General features: G+C 56.4%; 20 protein-coding genes. 14 read left to right on the top strand and 6 right to left on the bottom strand.

The features are described from left to right. Positions 1-2: 2 nt before the first annotated feature. Entirely contained in the window at positions 3-746 is a 744-nt protein-coding gene (gene fnrL, locus ACR0MQ_RS11495; RefSeq protein ID WP_480608257.1) for a transcriptional regulator FnrL, read from the top strand. 45 nt (positions 747-791) lie between these two features. After that, positions 792-1,046, top strand: a complete 255-nt coding sequence (locus ACR0MQ_RS11490) for a GlsB/YeaQ/YmgE family stress response membrane protein (protein ID WP_010440953.1) — start codon at positions 792-794, stop codon at positions 1,044-1,046. 38 nt (positions 1,047-1,084) lie between these two features. Here ACR0MQ_RS11490 and ACR0MQ_RS11485 read toward each other — a convergent pair whose 3' ends face one another. Further along, positions 1,085-1,924, bottom strand: a complete 840-nt coding sequence (locus tag ACR0MQ_RS11485) for a universal stress protein (RefSeq protein ID WP_480608254.1) — start codon at positions 1,922-1,924, stop codon at positions 1,085-1,087. 193 nt (positions 1,925-2,117) lie between these two features. Between ACR0MQ_RS11485 and ccoN the strand changes: the two genes are divergently transcribed. Genes ccoN through ccoP form a run of 4 tightly spaced genes read left to right on the top strand, consistent with a single transcriptional unit; the run spans position 2,118 to position 5,546 of the window. After that, on the top strand, positions 2,118-3,725 hold the full coding sequence (gene ccoN, locus ACR0MQ_RS11480; RefSeq protein ID WP_010440957.1) for a cytochrome-c oxidase, cbb3-type subunit I: 1,608 nt from the start codon (positions 2,118-2,120) through the stop codon (positions 3,723-3,725). A gap of 14 nt (positions 3,726-3,739) precedes the next feature. Continuing rightward, positions 3,740-4,468, top strand: coding sequence for a cytochrome-c oxidase, cbb3-type subunit II (gene ccoO / locus ACR0MQ_RS11475; RefSeq protein ID WP_170476112.1), 729 nt, complete (start codon positions 3,740-3,742; stop codon positions 4,466-4,468). Between the two features lie 11 nt (positions 4,469-4,479). Continuing rightward, positions 4,480-4,686, top strand: a complete 207-nt coding sequence (locus tag ACR0MQ_RS11470) for a CcoQ/FixQ family Cbb3-type cytochrome c oxidase assembly chaperone (RefSeq protein ID WP_010440962.1) — start codon at positions 4,480-4,482, stop codon at positions 4,684-4,686. Beyond that, positions 4,683-5,546, top strand: coding sequence for a cytochrome-c oxidase, cbb3-type subunit III (gene ccoP, locus ACR0MQ_RS11465; protein WP_170545064.1), 864 nt, complete (start codon positions 4,683-4,685; stop codon positions 5,544-5,546). Before ACR0MQ_RS11470 ends, ccoP begins: the two co-directional genes overlap by 4 nt. Before the next feature lie 152 nt (positions 5,547-5,698). On the opposite strand, the gene ACR0MQ_RS11460 is transcribed toward ccoP, so the two are convergent. Next, entirely contained in the window at positions 5,699-5,857 is a 159-nt protein-coding gene (locus tag ACR0MQ_RS11460) for a hypothetical protein (RefSeq protein ID WP_158005269.1), read from the bottom strand. Between the two features lie 100 nt (positions 5,858-5,957). Here ACR0MQ_RS11460 and ACR0MQ_RS11455 point away from each other — a divergent pair, with 100 nt between their 5' ends. From ACR0MQ_RS11455 to nusG, 7 genes are all read left to right on the top strand, one after another. Then, on the top strand, positions 5,958-6,833 hold the full coding sequence (locus tag ACR0MQ_RS11455; RefSeq protein WP_170545062.1) for a LysR family transcriptional regulator: 876 nt from the start codon (positions 5,958-5,960) through the stop codon (positions 6,831-6,833). 102 nt (positions 6,834-6,935) lie between these two features. Then, entirely contained in the window at positions 6,936-8,363 is a 1,428-nt protein-coding gene (gene ccoG, locus ACR0MQ_RS11450; RefSeq protein WP_170771447.1) for a cytochrome c oxidase accessory protein CcoG, read from the top strand. Between the two features lie 2 nt (positions 8,364-8,365). Further along, entirely contained in the window at positions 8,366-8,824 is a 459-nt protein-coding gene (locus tag ACR0MQ_RS11445) for a FixH family protein (protein ID WP_170476102.1), read from the top strand. A 4-nt stretch (positions 8,825-8,828) separates the two neighbouring features. After that, positions 8,829-11,006, top strand: a complete 2,178-nt coding sequence (locus ACR0MQ_RS11440) for a heavy metal translocating P-type ATPase (protein ID WP_170771446.1) — start codon at positions 8,829-8,831, stop codon at positions 11,004-11,006. A 5-nt stretch (positions 11,007-11,011) separates the two neighbouring features. Next, on the top strand, positions 11,012-11,170 hold the full coding sequence (gene ccoS / locus ACR0MQ_RS11435) for a cbb3-type cytochrome oxidase assembly protein CcoS (RefSeq protein ID WP_010440972.1): 159 nt from the start codon (positions 11,012-11,014) through the stop codon (positions 11,168-11,170). A 79-nt stretch (positions 11,171-11,249) separates the two neighbouring features. Further along, entirely contained in the window at positions 11,250-11,447 is a 198-nt protein-coding gene (secE, locus tag ACR0MQ_RS11430) for a preprotein translocase subunit SecE (protein WP_010440974.1), read from the top strand. 199 nt (positions 11,448-11,646) lie between these two features. After that, positions 11,647-12,180 (top strand): transcription termination/antitermination protein NusG, encoded by a 534-nt coding sequence (gene nusG, locus ACR0MQ_RS11425; RefSeq protein WP_010440977.1) that lies wholly within the window; start codon positions 11,647-11,649, stop codon positions 12,178-12,180. A 53-nt stretch (positions 12,181-12,233) separates the two neighbouring features. Here the strand turns inward: nusG and ACR0MQ_RS11420 are convergent, their stop codons facing one another. The 4 genes from ACR0MQ_RS11420 to ACR0MQ_RS11405 form a co-directional block, all read right to left on the bottom strand. Next, positions 12,234-13,418, bottom strand: coding sequence for an adenylate/guanylate cyclase domain-containing protein (locus ACR0MQ_RS11420; RefSeq protein ID WP_170771444.1), 1,185 nt, complete (start codon positions 13,416-13,418; stop codon positions 12,234-12,236). Between the two features lie 268 nt (positions 13,419-13,686). Further along, positions 13,687-14,010 carry an alpha/beta fold hydrolase gene (locus ACR0MQ_RS11415; protein WP_480608243.1) on the bottom strand — a complete coding sequence of 108 codons (324 nt, stop codon included), beginning with the start codon at positions 14,008-14,010 and terminating at the stop codon, positions 13,687-13,689. Further along, complete coding sequence (locus ACR0MQ_RS11410) at positions 14,007-14,561, bottom strand: alpha/beta fold hydrolase (RefSeq protein ID WP_480608240.1); 555 nt, start codon at positions 14,559-14,561, stop codon at positions 14,007-14,009. The genes ACR0MQ_RS11415 and ACR0MQ_RS11410 overlap by 4 nt, the downstream gene beginning before the upstream one ends. A gap of 303 nt (positions 14,562-14,864) precedes the next feature. Further along, positions 14,865-16,082, bottom strand: a complete 1,218-nt coding sequence (locus ACR0MQ_RS11405) for a peptidoglycan-binding domain-containing protein (RefSeq protein ID WP_170771440.1) — start codon at positions 16,080-16,082, stop codon at positions 14,865-14,867. Between the two features lie 381 nt (positions 16,083-16,463). Here ACR0MQ_RS11405 and rplK point away from each other — a divergent pair, with 381 nt between their 5' ends. Continuing rightward, positions 16,464-16,913 carry a 50S ribosomal protein L11 gene (rplK, locus tag ACR0MQ_RS11400; RefSeq protein ID WP_010440985.1) on the top strand — a complete coding sequence of 150 codons (450 nt, stop codon included), beginning with the start codon at positions 16,464-16,466 and terminating at the stop codon, positions 16,911-16,913. The last annotated feature ends 1 nt before the right edge of the window (position 16,914 follow it).

Here is a 16,914-nt window from a genome sequence, read left to right as displayed (position 1 = left end):
GAATGACACTCAAGGCCCAATTCGACCACACAAATTGCGCAGAATGCCCGATACGGCATCGCGCGGTGTGCGCGCATTGTGAAAAGGATGAGCTGGAGGAACTTGAGAGCATCAAGTACTACCGCAGCTTCGAGGCCGGGCAGACAGTCATCTGGTCCGGAGATCCGATGAACTTTGTCGGTTCTGTCGTATCCGGAATTGCGTCTCTGACACAGACGATGGAAGACGGGCGCACACAGATGGTGGGCTTGCTCTTACCTAGTGATTTTGTTGGTCGACCCGGGCGTGAAAACGCGCCGTATGACGTTGTTGCGACGACCGATCTGGTGATGTGCTGCTTTCGGAAAAAACCTTTTGAAGAACTGATGGTGACGACACCGCACATAGCGCAGCGCCTGTTGCAGATGACTCTGGACGAGTTGGATGCCGCGCGTGAATGGATGCTGGTGCTTGGGCGCAAAACGGCGCGGGAAAAGATTGCCAGCCTTCTCTCGATCATTGCGCGTAGGGATGCGTCACTTCATTCGTCCGGCACTGTCAGCCCGATTGTATTCGACCTTCCTCTGACACGAGAGGCGATGGCAGACTACCTAGGCCTGACACTTGAGACTGTTAGCAGACAAATCTCAGCCCTCAAGAAGGACAAGGTCATCTTGTTGGAAAGCAAACGCCATGTCACGATCCCAGATATGGGGCGTTTGATGGAAGAGGCGGGTGACGATTCGGATGGCGGATTTCTGGTCTGATATCCAATGATCTGACTAAGGTCCCAAAACAAACAGGAGCCAAAAATGGAATTCAGCGGCGTATTGGCCATGTTGTTCATCGGCGCGATTGCCGGGTGGCTGTCCGGAAAGATCATGGAAGGACGCGGGTTCGGCCTGATCGGCAACATCATCGTCGGAGTCGTCGGCGCATTTTTGGCCGGCACGATTTTTCCCGCTTTGGGCTTTGGCGTCGGTGGTGGGCTGCTCTCTTCGATTTTCTTTGCGACGGCCGGCGCAGTGATTCTTCTGTTCCTAATCGGCCTGATCCGCAAGGCTTGAGAAAAAACCGCCCCGATAGGGCGGTTTTTGCAATTTGATCAATGCGCCAGAAAGACCGGCACTTCGGATTGTTCAAGCATGTTCCGAGTCGCACCGCCCAGAATGGCCTCGCGAAAGCGCGAGTGCCCGTAGGCGCCCATTACGATCATGTCGGCCTCGGTATCGGCAGCGTGACGATTAAGAATATCCGAAACGCGTGTCATGGTTTTACTCAGCACATCAATCTCGCATTTCACGCCGTGCCGCGCCAACATTTGAGACAACAGCCCACCCGGGTCCGAGCGATCGGGCCCATGACGTGGCGGGTCAATGACGACAATCCGTGCAAGCTCGGCCTGCTTCAGGAAGGGAAGGGCGCAGCGGATGGCGCGCATCGCTTCGATGCTTTCATTCCAGCCTACCATTATGGTTTTGGGTGAGGAGATCGGCTCAATTTCGTCCGGTACCAGTAACACCGGGGCGTGGCCCTCGAACATGGCGGCCTCAACAATCGGTTCGGCCTCGGCGTCGCGATCCTTTCCGTATGGGCGCGGCAATATCACTAGATCTGAAAAACGCGCGCGGCGGGCGACGTGTCGGCCAATATCGGCAATCTGTGCTACCCCATTTTCAGCCGACCAACGCACCCCCGATTTGCCAAGATAGTCCTGAGCAAATTTGAGGATTTCATCCGCCTCGGCGTTTGCGCGACTCAGGGTTTCCTGCAGGATCATTGCATTGGCCCCGGCGTAGTAATACCCGGTCTGACTGCGGTCGACCCCAAGGCACAGCGCTTCGGCATGGGCGTCTTGCCCGTCGGCCAAGGCGATCATCTGTGCCAGAGCCGTTTGGGAAATCTTGGTTTCTGTCATGACCGTAAGCAGGGATTTATATGCCATGTCGACCTCATTATTCCGACGCTCCTTATTGCGGAACGTGTGTTTGTCTCTGGAAAACACCTCTCACAGAAAACAGGGGGTTGTCTTGACACAGATCAAAGCAGCACAATTGGCATCACTGCATTACGACACGCAGTCAAAAGGTTTCCGTGTGGCATGAAGAATCGCGCGGGGCATGGCAAAGGGACGCAATATGTCAAATTACATCAAGCTGATCGTGCTTGGGCTGGTTGTGCTGTTCGCAGCCATTGGGTCCAATTATGCACGGGATTTGGCGTATCAGGTGCACGCAATTCTGGTGATGATCATCGCTGCCGGATTGTTCATTTGGACGCTTAGAAACACCGATGAGCCAGATATTCTTGTAGATCGCTCGGCGGAATATATGGATGGCGTGATCCGCTATGGCGTGATCGCAACCGCCTTTTGGGGTGTGGTCGGGTTCCTTGCGGGGACTTTCATTGCGTTCCAGCTGGCCTTTCCGTCGCTAAACTTCGAATGGGCGCAAGGGTATATGAACTTTGGACGTTTGCGGCCATTACACACGTCGGCGGTTATCTTCGCCTTTGGTGGTAACGCGCTGATCGCAACCTCGTTCTATGTCGTACAGCGCACAAGTGCCGCTCGTCTGTGGGGTGGAAACCTGGCCTGGTTCGTGTTCTGGGGCTATCAGCTGTTTATCGTTCTGGCGGCGACCGGTTACCTGCTGGGTGGAACCCAGTCGAAAGAATATGCGGAACCTGAATGGTATGTCGACCTATGGCTGACCGTTGTCTGGGTTGCTTATCTGGCTGTCTATCTGGGCACGATCATAAAACGGAAAGAACCCCACATCTACGTGGCCAACTGGTTCTATCTGGCATTCATCGTGACCGTCGCCATGCTGCATCTGGTCAATAACATGACCATTCCAGTCAGCATCTGGGGTTCGAAATCGGTCATCGTCTGGTCAGGTGTCCAAGACGCGATGATCCAATGGTGGTATGGCCACAACGCCGTGGGCTTCTTCCTGACCGCAGGCTTCCTGGGCATGATGTACTACTTCATCCCGAAACAAGCCGAGCGTCCGGTGTTCAGCTACAAACTGTCGATCATCCACTTCTGGGCGCTGATCTTCCTGTATATCTGGGCCGGTCCGCACCACCTGCACTATACCGCGCTACCGGATTGGGCCTCGACGCTGGGCATGGTTTTCTCGGTGATCCTGTGGATGCCTTCGTGGGGTGGTATGATCAACGGTCTGATGACCCTGTCCGGCGCATGGGACAAGCTGCGTACAGACCCTGTGATCCGGATGATGGTCATCTCAGTCGGCTTCTACGGCATGTCCACTTTCGAAGGTCCGATGATGTCGATCCGCGCTGTGAACAGCCTGTCTCACTACACCGACTGGACTATTGGTCACGTGCACTCGGGTGCGCTGGGCTGGAACGGAATGATTACCTTCGGTGCGCTGTACTATCTGGTGCCCGTCCTGTGGAAACGGGACCGCCTGTATTCGCTGCAGATGGTCAGCTGGCATTTCTGGCTCGCCACAATCGGTATCGTGCTCTACGCCGCGTCGATGTGGGTCACTGGTATCATGGAAGGTCTGATGTGGCGTGAAGTGGATGCCAACGGCTTCCTGGTGAATTCGTTTGCTGACACCGTGGCTGCCAAGTTCCCAATGTACGTTGTACGTGGTTTGGGTGGCGTGATGTTCCTCGCTGGCTCGCTGATCATGTGCTACAACCTGTGGATGACTGTGCGGAAGGCACCGGCCAAAGAGGCCAGCCTGACCGTTGCGGTCCCGGCTGAATAAGGAGGGCCGGAGCAATGGCAATTCTCGACAAACACAAGATCCTCGAGACCAACGCGACCCTCCTGCTGATCTTCAGCTTCTTGGTCGTAACCATCGGTGGCATCGTTCAAATCGCGCCTCTGTTCTATCTTGAGAACACCATCGAGAAGGTGGAGGGCATGCGCCCTTACACCCCTCTGGAATTGGCTGGGCGTGACATCTACATCCGCGAAGGTTGCTATGTCTGCCACAGCCAAATGATCCGCCCGATGCGGGACGAGGTCGAACGCTATGGCCACTATTCTCTGGCGGCCGAGTCGATGTATGACCATCCGTTCCAGTGGGGATCGAAGCGTACCGGACCTGATCTGGCACGTGTCGGCGGCCGATACTCGGATCAATGGCAAGTCGATCACCTGCGTGATCCGCAGTCGGTGGTCCCGGAATCGGTGATGCCCAAGTATGGTTATCTCGAGCGTCGCAAGATCGACGGTAAGTACATCGGTGATGTCATGGCCGCGAACGCAATGGTCGGCACGCCTTACACTGATGAGATGCTGGAGAACGCGCTGGCAGACTTCCGTGCTCAGGCGGATCCGGACAGCGACTACGACGGTCTTTTGGAGCGCTATGGTGACAAGGTGAACGTGCGCAACTTTGATGGTCAGCCCGAACTGACGGAAACTGACGCGTTGGTCGCCTATCTGCAGATGCTGGGTACATTGGTCGACTTCTCGACGTTTACGCCAGATGCAAGCCGCTAAGGAGGGATAAGATGGAAGAATACACTCTCCTAAGACAGTTTGCGGATAGCTGGATGCTGTTGCTGCTGTTTACGTTCTTTCTGGGCATCGTAATCTGGGTTTTCCGCCCCGGTGCCAGCAAGGAATACAAGGACACGGCCAATATCCCGTTCCGACATGTGGATGCCCCTGCACCTCAGCAAGACAAACCCGCCACATCCAAGGAGGCGCGGCAATGAGCAAGACACCTGAAAAACAGCCGGGCGATCCAAACACCACGGGTCACAGCTGGGACGGTATCGAAGAGTTCGACAACCCGATGCCGCGTTGGTGGCTGTGGACTTTCTATGCGACCATTCTCTGGGGCGTGATCTATACGATCATGTATCCAGCGTGGCCTCTGGTCCAATCGGCAACCGCCGGTGTATTGGGCTGGTCTTCGCGCGAGCTGGTGCAGCAGGAAATGGTCGCTTTTGAAGAAGCGAACGCGCCGTGGAATGCCAAGCTGGTGGAGACACCGCTGGAAGAGATTTCGGCGGATGCAGAGCTTCAGCAATACGCTGTTAACTCTGGCGGTGCCGTGTTCCGGACCTGGTGCGCGCAGTGCCATGGCTCAGGTGCGCAAGGCGCGCCGGGCTTCCCGAACCTGCTGGATGACGCCTGGCTGTGGGGCGGTACGCTCGAAGATATCGAGTATACCATCGCCCATGGTATCCGGAACGAGGAAAGCGACGATGCGCGCTATTCTGAGATGCCAGCCTTTGGTGAGATCCTCGAGCGAGACGATATCACTCAGGTAGTCCAATACGTCATGTCTCTGACAAATGCGCAGACCGATGATGCGGCGGCGCAGGCGGGCAAGGTTGTGTTCGAGGATAACTGTGCATCGTGCCACGGTGAGGATGGTAAAGGAGACGTCACGCAAGGTGCACCAAACCTGACGGATGCGATCTGGCTTTATGGTGGCAATGAAGAGGCTCTGACTGAAACGGTCACCTACAGCCGCTTTGGTGTGATGCCCCCATGGGAAAATCGTTTGACTGACGCGCAAATCCGCGCCGTTACGTCCTATGTCCACCAGTTGGGTGGTGGTCAGTAGAGGCTAAAAGAACACCTCCGGGCGGTTTTCCGCCCGAAGGCTGAGGCACCGGCTGTTCAATCTGTTCGCGCGTTTCCAGAACAGCCGGTGCCGATTTTCCAAACAATAGGGCCGCGTCAGGCTGCGGTCTAGTGTGGGGATCTAAGACGCCATCAGAGGTTGTTCAGATCCACCCCGCGCGGGCTTTCTCTCCACCAATGACTCTCGGGCAGCCACCGGCGCTTACGGAGACCCGGCTTAGGAGCCTCTCGAATGTGCGGAGCGTCGATGCGGGTCGCGTTCATGAAAGATCGGGCAAATACAGTCAACATGGCTTGCCTCCTATGGGGCGTTGTTTCTGCCAAATAGATTGACCTTTGATGCCGAAAATGCGACTCAATAACCATTCCAACATGTAAGCATGGATTACATATGGATTGGCTCAAACTTCCTCCACTTGCCGCGTTGCGCGCCTTTGCTGCCTTTGCTGAGAAGCGCAATGTTGTCGAAGCCGGGGCCGCGCTGAACGTCAGTCATGCCGCCATCAGCCAGCAGTTGCGCGTGCTGGAAAAGTATCTTGGCGCAGCCCTGTTGGATCGCAGCGGCAAAGCATTGACGCTGACAGCGGACGGAGAGCATCTGGCCCGCGCCTTGCAACTTGGCTTTGGTGCGATCGAGGCTGCAGTTGGCGATCTGGCCAGATCCGGCCTGGATCGCCCAGTTCATGTATCACTGACTTCCTCTTTCGCGGCCTCATGGCTGATGCCACGCCTTCCGGCGTTTCGCGAATCCCACCCCGAGGTGAATCTGATCCTCGACCCGTCCGCCGAAGTGGTTGATTTGCGCCCAGGCGGAGTGGACATTGCGATCCGCTACGGCCCCGGAGGTTGGTCGGGGGTTCATTCAGAAATGCTGTTGCAATCGCCGGTGGTGATTGTCGCCGCGCCGAAACTTCTGGGGGGCAAGACGTCATTGACCCCGTCGGAGCTGGCCCAGTTGCCGTGGTTGGAAGAGGTTGGCACCACCGAGGCAACGTCTTGGCTTGCCGAGCACGGCGTCGGTCCAGAACGCGGTGCAGGTCGGACTCAGCTGCCTGGCAATCTGGTTCTGGAAGGATTGCGCGCCGGGCAGGGGGTCACGGTGACCGTGCGACATTTCGTCGAGCAAGACATCAAAGCTGGGCGCATTGTGGAACTCTACGCTGAGCCCGATGCGCGCGGATACCATATTGTGACGGCAAATTCGGCACTTAGGCCTGCTGTCAGAACTTTTGCTGGCTGGCTTAGACGTCAAGCACGTGAAACGTGATAAAAGGTATCTGTACGATGCGCGTTTTGACCCATGTCAAAGTCCCTATGCTTGTGATCTGGAAGAACGCACACTCAGAAGAGCCAGTCCCGGAGCCAGCCTGTGAGCGATTCCAACCCGACCCCCAGCCTTTACGCCGCCAGAGAACCAATTTTCCCAAGACGGGTATCCGGTCCATTCCGGAACCTTAAGTGGATCATTATGGCGGTGACACTGGGCATCTACTATGTAACGCCGTGGATCAGATGGGATCGAGGACCAAGCCTTCCTGATCAGGCTGTGTTGCTGGATCTGGCGAACCGACGTTTTTATTTCTTCTGGATCGAAATCTGGCCGCACGAGTTCTATTTCGTTGCGGGGCTTTTGATCATGGCAGGATTGGGGTTGTTTCTTTTTACCTCAGCGTTGGGCCGGGTTTGGTGCGGATATGCTTGCCCTCAGACAGTGTGGACCGACCTCTATATTCTTGTTGAACGCTGGATCGAAGGCGACCGCAATGCGCGTCTGCGCCTGCATCGCCAAAAGAAGCTGGATTTCCGCAAAGCGCGTCTGCGACTGACCAAATGGGTGGTCTGGTTTTTTATTGGACTGGCAACCGGTGGCGCGTGGGTTTTCTATTTTGCGGATGCCCCAACGCTGGCGCGTGATTTGGTCACCGGGAACGCGCACCCCGTCGCCTACACGACAATGCTGATCCTGACGGGTACAACCTTCTTCTTCGGCGGCTTCGCGCGCGAACAAATCTGTATCTATGCATGCCCATGGCCGCGCATTCAGGCCGCGATGATGGACGAGGATACCCTGGTCGTCGGCTACCGTGAATGGCGGGGTGAACCGCGTGGCAAGGGCAAACGCACCGCTGACAGCGAGCTGGGCGATTGCATTGATTGTATGGCTTGCGTCAATGTCTGTCCGGTAGGGATCGATATCCGCGACGGTCAACAGCTGGAATGCATCACCTGCGCGCTTTGCATTGATGCCTGCGACGACATGATGGCCAAGATCGGCAAGCCACGTGGCCTGATCGATTATATGGCGCTAAGTGACGAAACGCGTGAACGCGAAGGCCATCCGCCCAAGAATGTGTGGAAACACATCCTGCGTCCGCGCACGATCCTTTATACCTCTTTGTGGTCGCTGGTCGGTTTTGCCTTGCTCTTCGCCCTGTTCATCCGGTCGGATATCGACCTGACTGTGGCTCCAGTACGGAACCCGACTTTCGTAACCCTTTCCGATGGTACGATCCGCAATACCTATGATGTACGCCTGCGTAACAAGCATGGCGAGGAACGTGCTTTTAAATTGTCGCTTGCCGGTGATCCGTCGCTGCAGATCAAAATTGAGGGCGTCGAAGGTGACACTGTAAATGTCACGGCAGATACGGCACAATTAACGCGCGTATATATTACAGCAACGAAAGACACCGGGCCCGCAGCGGTTGACAGCACATCGGTTCGCATCTGGGTCGAAGATCTGGAAAGTGGTAAGCGCGCATACAAAGACACCACGTTCAATGGGCGAGGAAACTGACAATGGCAGAGCGTCAATTCACTGGCAAACACGCACTGGCGGTATTTGTCGCGGCCTTTGGCGTAATCATCGCGGTAAACCTCGTCCTCGCCTATAGCGCGGTAAAGACGTTCCCGGGGTTGGAAGTCAAGAACTCCTATGTTGCCAGCCAGGAGTTCAACGAACGCTTGCAGGAACAGCAGGCGCTGGGCTGGGATATCAAGGCTGAGTTGACCGGTGGTTTGCTGGTATTGCGCATCACCGATCAGACCGGTTCACCAGTTGAAGTGGCAGAATTGCAAGCCGTCGTCGGGCGCGCCACCCACGTGAAAGATGACTTCTCACCTGACTTCACCTTTGACGGCATCACCTATGCCGCCCCAGCTGCGCTGGGTAAAGGAAACTGGAACATTCGCCTTGTGGCCAAAGCTAAAGACGGTGCCGAGTTTGCGCAACGCGTGCCGCTTTATGTGAAGGGTTAGAGGGATGACAGCGCAAGTCACCCCAGCTCGGGCAGCTTGTCCCGGTTGTGTCGCGACCGCGGCGGAACCGGCCCGGCCAGTCCCCGAGGACGTGCAAATCGCGCTGTCGCTGCCGGGTATCCATTGCTCGGCCTGTATCTCCACTGTCGAGCGCGAGTTGAATGCTCATCCCGGTGTGGAGGGTGCGAGGGTCAATCTGACGCTGAAACGCGCGATGATTAAAGCGAAACCCGATACACGTGCGGCTGATCTGATACCAGTGCTGGAACGTGCCGGTTTTGAAGCACACGAACTGGATCCGGGTGCCCTATCGGCCACGCAATCGGATAAGGCCGGGCGCGATCTTTTGATGCGGCTCGCGGTTGCCGGATTTGCCTCGATGAATGTGATGCTGTTGTCGGTTTCGGTCTGGTCCGGTGCCACTGATGCGACGCGCGACATGTTCCACTGGATATCAGCAGCGATTGCGTTGCCTGCGATTGCATTTTCGGCCCAACCTTTCTTTGCCAACGCCTGGAGCGCGCTACGCGTGCGTCGGTTGAATATGGATGTACCGATTGTTTTGGCGATCCTGCTGGCGCTGGTCACCTCACTTTGGGAAACCGCGCTCAGCGGTGAACATGCCTATTTTGATGCGGCCTTGACGCTGACATTCTTCCTTCTGGCGGGCCGGTATCTTGATTATCGCACGCGCGCCGCTGCGCGATCGGCTGCCGAAGAGCTTACAGCGCTGGAAGTCCCCCGCGCCATTCGTCTGGTGGATGGTTCAGAACAGGAGGTCGCCGTCGCTAACCTGCGCGTGGGTGATCTGATCTTGGTTCGTCCCGGCGGGCGTATGCCGGTGGATGGCGAAATTACCTCGGGCCGGTCCGAGCTGGACCGTTCGCTGCTGACCGGGGAAACCCTTCCTGTCTTTGCCGAAGCTGGGCTGCGTGTCAGCGCAGGCGAGGTCAACCTGACCGGCCCCTTGACCATCCGTGCGACCGCGGTCGGCGAGGATACCTCGCTGCACCGTATGGCCGATCTGGTTGCCATCGCAGAGTCGGGCCGGTCACGCTATACCTCGCTGGCAGACAAGGCGGCCAAGCTTTATGCGCCAGGGGTGCACATCCTTTCGGCGCTCAGCTTTTTAGGATGGTATATTTATTCCGGCGATATTCGCACCGCGCTGAATATCGCAGCGGCGGTTTTGATCATCACTTGCCCCTGCGCATTGGGGCTGGCGGTGCCAGCAGTAACCACAGCGGCCTCGGGCCGGTTATTTCGGAACGGGATGCTGATCAAACACGCCACCGCCCTTGAACGCCTTGCCGAGGTGGACACGGTGGTGTTCGACAAGACCGGTACGCTCACTTCAGGGGCGCCCGAGCTGACCAATCTCGGCGATCATTCCCGCGCTGATCTGGAAGTCGCGCTGGCATTGGCTGAGGCCTCTTCCCATCCGCTGTCGATTGCTCTTGCAAAGGCGGCGCGTGGGGCCGGGATAAAGCCTGCGACATTGCGTGATGTGGTTGAGGTGCCGGGCTATGGCACGGAAGGCATGTATCATGAACAGCGCGTCCGGCTGGGTCGTGCAGCCTGGGTTGGAGGCAAAGATTGTGAGCAAACCGCAGCTTGGCTGGCGATAGGTTCGCAAACCCCTTCGCGCTTTACGTTTACGGACAGCCTGCGCGCGGGTGCCGCCGAAGCCATCGCCGCGTTTCGGAAGGCGGGAAAAGACGTCATCCTGATATCCGGCGACACGCACCCCGCAGTTCAGGCCTTGGCTGACAAGCTTGGCATCCAGAACTGGATTGCCCAAGCCTTGCCTCAGGACAAAGCCACCAAGGTGCAGGAACTGAGTGATCAGGGTCGACATGTTCTGATGGTCGGCGATGGGCTGAACGATACAGCGGCGTTGGCTGCAGCGCATGTATCGATCTCTCCGGCCAGCGCCTTGGATGCCGCGCGGGTGGCGTCGGATATCGTGCTTCTGGGCAACGATCTGTCCCCGATTGCCGAGGCCTGCGAAACTGCCGTCAAGTCGACGCGCCGGATTCGCGAGAACTTCCGCATTGCCACCGTCTATAACGTGATCGCTGTTCCGCTGGCCGTCGCCGGATTGGCAACCCCTCTGATCGCAGCCTTGGCGATGTCGACCTCGTCGATTACGGTGTCACTGAACGCCTTGCGGCTGAGGTAACCCCGATGGAAGTGCTTGCTTATCTGATCCCGATTTCGCTGCTTTTGGGCGCAGTTGGTCTTATCGCATTTATCTACACCGTGCGCTCGAACCAGTATGAAGATCCCGAAGGTGATGCGCGTCGCATCCTCAGCGACGAATGGGATGACAAGCCCAAGCCCTGACGCGGTGCCAACAGCCCTTGAAATTGCCGCAATGCCCGGCTATGTCCGGCCCATCCGCAAGCAGAGAGATTGTAGCCTCATGGCAACCACAAACCCGATCCAGTTCATTCAGCAGGTCCGAGCCGAAGTTGCAAAGGTCGTCTGGCCGACCCGTCGCGAGGTGCTGTTGACCACGGTCATGGTGTTCATCATGGCAGCGCTGACTGCCGTGTTTTTCGCACTGGTCGATCTGGGCATTCGCGGTGGTCTGCAACTGGTCCTGGGCGCGTTCAGCTAAGCCCGTTCGGGGCGGGTGGAAACGCCATTGCCCCTTGCACAGCGCGCCGTGTCAGAGTAGGTGACACGGAACTATTCGGAATGGGCGTGCGGCGATTCGAGCTGCGCGCCGCTTTTTATTCCGGGTGACGTGATAGAATTTCAATGACGGTGCTTCGCCTGGTTCGAACGCGCCAAAGGCAAACAAGGACGACAGGTTCATGGCGAAACGGTGGTACTCGGTCAGCGTTCTTTCGAATTTCGAAAAGAAGATCGCAGAGCAGATCCGCACGTCGGTGGCTGAACAGGGCCTTGAGGACGATATCGACGAAGTTCTGGTGCCCACCGAAGAGGTGATCGAAGTGCGCCGGGGCAAGAAGGTCACCACCGAACGCCGGTTCATGCCCGGCTACGTGTTGGTGCATATGGAAATGTCGGATCAGGGCTATCATCTGGTCAACTCGATCAACCGTGTCACCGGATTCCTGGGCCCGCAGGGCCGCCCAATGCCGATGCGCGATGCCGAGGTGAACCAGATCCTCAACCGCGTTCAGGAAGGCGAAGAAGCGCCCAAGCTGATGATCACCTTTGAGGTTGGCGAGAAGGTTAAGGTCAACGACGGCCCGTTCGAGGATTTCGACGGCATGGTCGAAGGTGTGGACGACGAAGCCCAAAAGCTGAAAGTCTCGGTCTCGATCTTTGGCCGCGAAACCCCGGTCGAACTGGACTTTACACAGGTTACCAAGCAGAGCTGATTGGTTTCTTTGAACCACTGGATGGGGTGCCTTATCGGCACCCTTTTTTGCGTTTACAGGCCACTCACCTGCCAAACGGTTTGATCTTCGCCAAACCCCTTAAGTGACACGGTCCCGACCGGTTCGCAGAGTTTCGGCAAAAACGCTGCGGCGGTTTCGGATAGGACGTGATCACAATTCAGTTCTGTCGCCGCCGACACAAGTCTGGCTGTTAAATTGACATCGGGGCCGATGGCCGTGAAGTCCAGCCGATCACCGCCACCTATATTGCCATAGTGGAAACGACCGTGATGGATTGCAGTCCGTACGCCAAGCTTGTGCTGGAAATTGGCATTGGTCAGCGACGCCAAACCCTCACGGACTGCTGCAATGGCGGCTGTGATCTGTGTGCTCGGGGTAAGGTCCGAGTTGGTTGGGAAGATGGCAAAAAAGCCGTCGCCCATGAATTTCAGAATCTCTCCTCCCTGATCCATTACCGAAGGAACAAGGCAGTCAAAGCTGTCATTCAGCAGCCTAACCAGTGCATCGCCGGATACAGAATTTGAAAGATGTGTGAATCCCTTGAGGTCTGCAAACAGAATAACGGCATCGATTGTGCTGCCATCACCGCGATGCACCTTGCCATCGAGTATCTGCGCGCCGCTGTTACGGCCAACATAGGTCGACAGCAGGTAAGTCGCGTCGAGCCGCAGCATATAGGTCTCGGTCAGGCGCGCGAGCGGACCGCGAACCCGGTTCAGGATCGCCAGATCTCGCTCTGAAAACCCTCCGGGTGTAGCACTTGACCAAGTGCAGACATGGGTATCGCCATTGAGATAGATCAGCGGCTGCGCCAGGTAGTCAGTGAATCCCTGCTCGCGCAGCTCGCTGACGATAATGTAGTCCAGAGTGCAGTTTGGATCTTCCAGATGGCGACGGATGGATTGCTGACGCTCGATCACGTGCGGCAAGGGGTTGTCGGTATAAATAGCCGTAGTAAACAGTTGTGACGGCGCATCGACCCTGTCGACGCCAGCGCCCGCTTTCCACAGGAAACGCCGGCCCATCAGATTGGGGTGCAGCGTCCAAATGAACAAACCGAACCGATCAATGGCCACATCAGCGTCCAGCAGACGCGTGCAGATACCTTCAATAATCTCGACCGCATTTCCAGCTGGTCGGGCTCCGTCAACCATCCACTCGATCAGAGCATCAACCTTGTTCTGTTGCTGGTTCGCTTCGGATGCTGGGGGCAACATAAGCCTCTCGCGATAGAATGCTGGGTCAGGTTCGTTCCGCGTTAGATAAAATTGTGGCGGTCTTAGTCTGAGACTGCAAGTAGCACGCGAAGATGGCGCTGTGACTAATGGAGTAGACTATCAGGGACTGGTACGTGATCGAACCGGTCTCAAAATCGATTTTTGACCAAAAAACCCAAACATATTGGGGTCTCCGTAGGCTGCCGCGCCTGTTCGGACTCTGCCTGAGAATATTAAAAGCGGTGCCCGAGGGTGCCGCCTGTTTCTGCTATCGGTTAAGCCATTCGTTCAGACTGGCAAAAAAGGCATCCTGCTGTTCTATGAATGGGTAATGGGCAGATTCTTCGAAAACCACGACAGTGGCGTTGGGCATCAATGAGCCAATTCTTTCGGCCCCAGGACCGGGAGGCGTAATGCCATCATGCTGACCAGCCATCGCAAGAGTAGGCACAGTCACATCAGGCAGTTTATCCAGCATGTTGAATGTGCCCAGAAGAGGGCCAGCGGCATTCCAGGCCTGATATTCATAGACGGTTCGATCATCCAGATCCGCGCCAGTATCTTCTTGGTATTGCTTGAAGTAGAGCTTCACGACTTCGCCCCAAGTTGACCGCCAATCGTCGTTGTCGGCCATGGGTTGGCTGAACAACTTCCCAAAAGCCGCCATTTGCTCGTCTGGCCCGGAGTCGTTGGCGCATAGTCAAACGCGGGGACCGTATTGATCAATACAAGCCCCTCCAGCCGATCCGGATGTCGAGTGACAAAATCCTGAGCGACAAATCCACCATAGGAATGACCGATCAGCGTGAAATTATCGTACCCCAGATGATCCATCAGCCCGGCGGCATCTGATACCAGGCGGTCAAAGGTCATTTCAGAGTAATCGTCGGGTCTGCCCGAGCGACCATTGCCAAAATGGTCATAGTAAATAACCGTATGCGTATCGGACAAGGTATCGAAATAGGGTCTCAGGTAATCATGGCTCAGGCCAAGGCCGCCGTGCATCATCAGAATTGGCGGCCCGTCTCCGACGGTTTCATAATAGATATCAGACCCATTGATCTCGGCGGTTTCTCCGTGCGCGGTGCCGACCGAGGCTGCCAGCACGGCAATTGCCATTGCTCTGCCTGTCGTATTCATCATTGATTTCCCCTTTTCGGGCTGTTGTCGGCTCAGCACTTTGGATGGACAATCGATAGCACAATATTCCACAAAAGACGCTTGGCTATTTGAAAAGCGGGTGAATGTATCAAAACTCCGCCCCAAGGTACTCCGCGTTAAGCGTAGTTGCGGTCACAATAATTGTGGAGAGGCTCTCATCCCAGATTGAAAGGCGCGCGATCACGAGTTGGGCCATGCTACGCGACCGAAATAAACGCCGCAACGCAGCTAGCGACGCGGCGCTTTTTGAACCCTTCAGGGCCAGATATCGTATTGCATATCGTCTTATTGCGACTGGATCATAGCCGCGCGCAAAAGTTGTGGACGGTCGGTCTGGGACGGCAGGAAGACAGCCTGCGAACCGGCATCCAGTGCCGAAAGGCTCGCATCATACCACTGCATCGCAAGATCGCGACGCTCCTGTACGCCAAAGCCCTCGCGCAAGTGATGGCCCACCAACTCTCCATAGGCGGGTTCACCCATCGCAACCAGCATGAGCGCAGAGCCAACGGCAGTATCCATGTTGTCCTGACGGTAGCCCATCGCCAGACAGACCTTGCTCGTCGCAGCGAGATCTGCGGGGCTCAATCCAGAGTCCAGCGCCATTTTGCGAACCTGGGTTTCAGCTTCTGTTTTTGAGCTGATAGACAGAGCGTCAACTTGAGGTGCCAGCATCTCACCATACGAGGCACATTGGGCAGATACCTGATCGGGTGTCAGACCCTGGATATCCTGCATCAGATCCTCACCGCGCGCCATCGCATAGCTGCGGGCAAGGCAAAATTGCTCGCTGAGCGCAAAATCAGGATCAGACATGTTCGACAGGGTCGTATAGCCGCCATTGGTCGAGGTTTGCAGCATCACTCCGCTGCAGCGATTTGCCAGCGACGGCCCCCCGGTGCCGCCCGAAAACAGGCTCGGCAGGCTCGCAGACGTTGTTTCAGTGGTGTTCGCTGCGGGTTCGGTATCTTGGGGCTTGATAACCGGAATAGCTTGAGCCGGAGACTGAGGTGCCGCAGCCAGAGAAGATCCTGATTGAACCTGTCGGCGGTACTCCATCAACAGCGGTTGACCCGAGAGCTGCGTGGCTGCCTGTCCACCGCTTGTCGCCCAGTAATAAGCCTGCTGCAGGAAGTCATATTGATAAGGCTGAAAGTCATGCCCATTTACGGGATAACCCATTGAGGCCTGATAACGTTCGATGGCGGAGCGCGTGCCACGCCCGACCTGACCGTCAACACGACCGGCATTGTAGCCAAAGTAATTCAGTGCCGTTTGGGTTTGCGCCCCTTGAGTGGTGGATGGGATACCTTGCCGGTAGGTTCGGGTCGCTGTCGATGACTGTGTCTTCTTTTTTTGCTGATCTTTGCCAATAAGATATCCAGCGACCCCTCCGACGACAGCACCGCCGATGAAATCCCCAGCGTCAGCGCGCGCATTCTGAGGGGCTATTGCTGCAATAGATATAGCGATACCCAACGATAGAATAATACGAACGATCATAATTAACCTCCACTCAAAAATCACTAATTTCGCTGAGTATATCACAGCTAAGCACGCGCGGGTGAAACCGGCGACAATTGGCTGATTGTGCGTGGAGTATCTGGAATTTCTGTTGAGCTATGGGATAGTTAGCTGTTCACGCGACGTTGGTGGCGAGGCCGCTCATCCATGGAACTCACTCTCGATGCTGCGAAGCGCGATTCGATATGGCCCAATTGGTCGTCGGCCACTTGCCAACGTCTTCGTTCCACTGTAAACGCCGCCACTATCGTCTTCGGGCGAGATTCTCTCGTGGGAGGTTACTGAGATCGCGATCTTGGGCCGGACCACGCAACATAATCTGGGTGGGACGCGTTCTACCTAAGTTGAAAGGAAAACCAAATGGCCAAGAAGCTTGCTGGTACAATGAAACTGCAGGTTCCTGCAGGTCAGGCGAACCCGTCGCCGCCAGTTGGTCCGGCGCTGGGTCAGCGCGGCATCAACATCATGGAATTCTGCAAGGCGTTCAACGCCAAGACCGCAGACATGGAGCCCGGCGCTCCGTGCCCGACCGTGATCACCTACTATCAGGACAAGTCCTTCACCATGGACATCAAGACGCCGCCTGCGTCTTATTACCTGAAAAAAGCGGCTGGTCTGAAGCCGGTTGGCAAGCGTAACCGCCCCCGCGGTGCGGAAAACCCAGGTCGCGAGACCGTGGCAACCGTGACCTCGAAGCAGGTTCGCGAAATCGCCGAAGCCAAAATGAAAGATCTGAACGCCAACGACGTGGAAGGCGCGATGCAGATCATCCTGGGCTCGGCCCGCTCTATGGGCATCGAGGTGAAGTAAG

This window comes from Ruegeria sp. AN6 (genome assembly GCF_056540425.1).
This window is presented reverse-complemented; position numbering and strand designations above follow the sequence as displayed.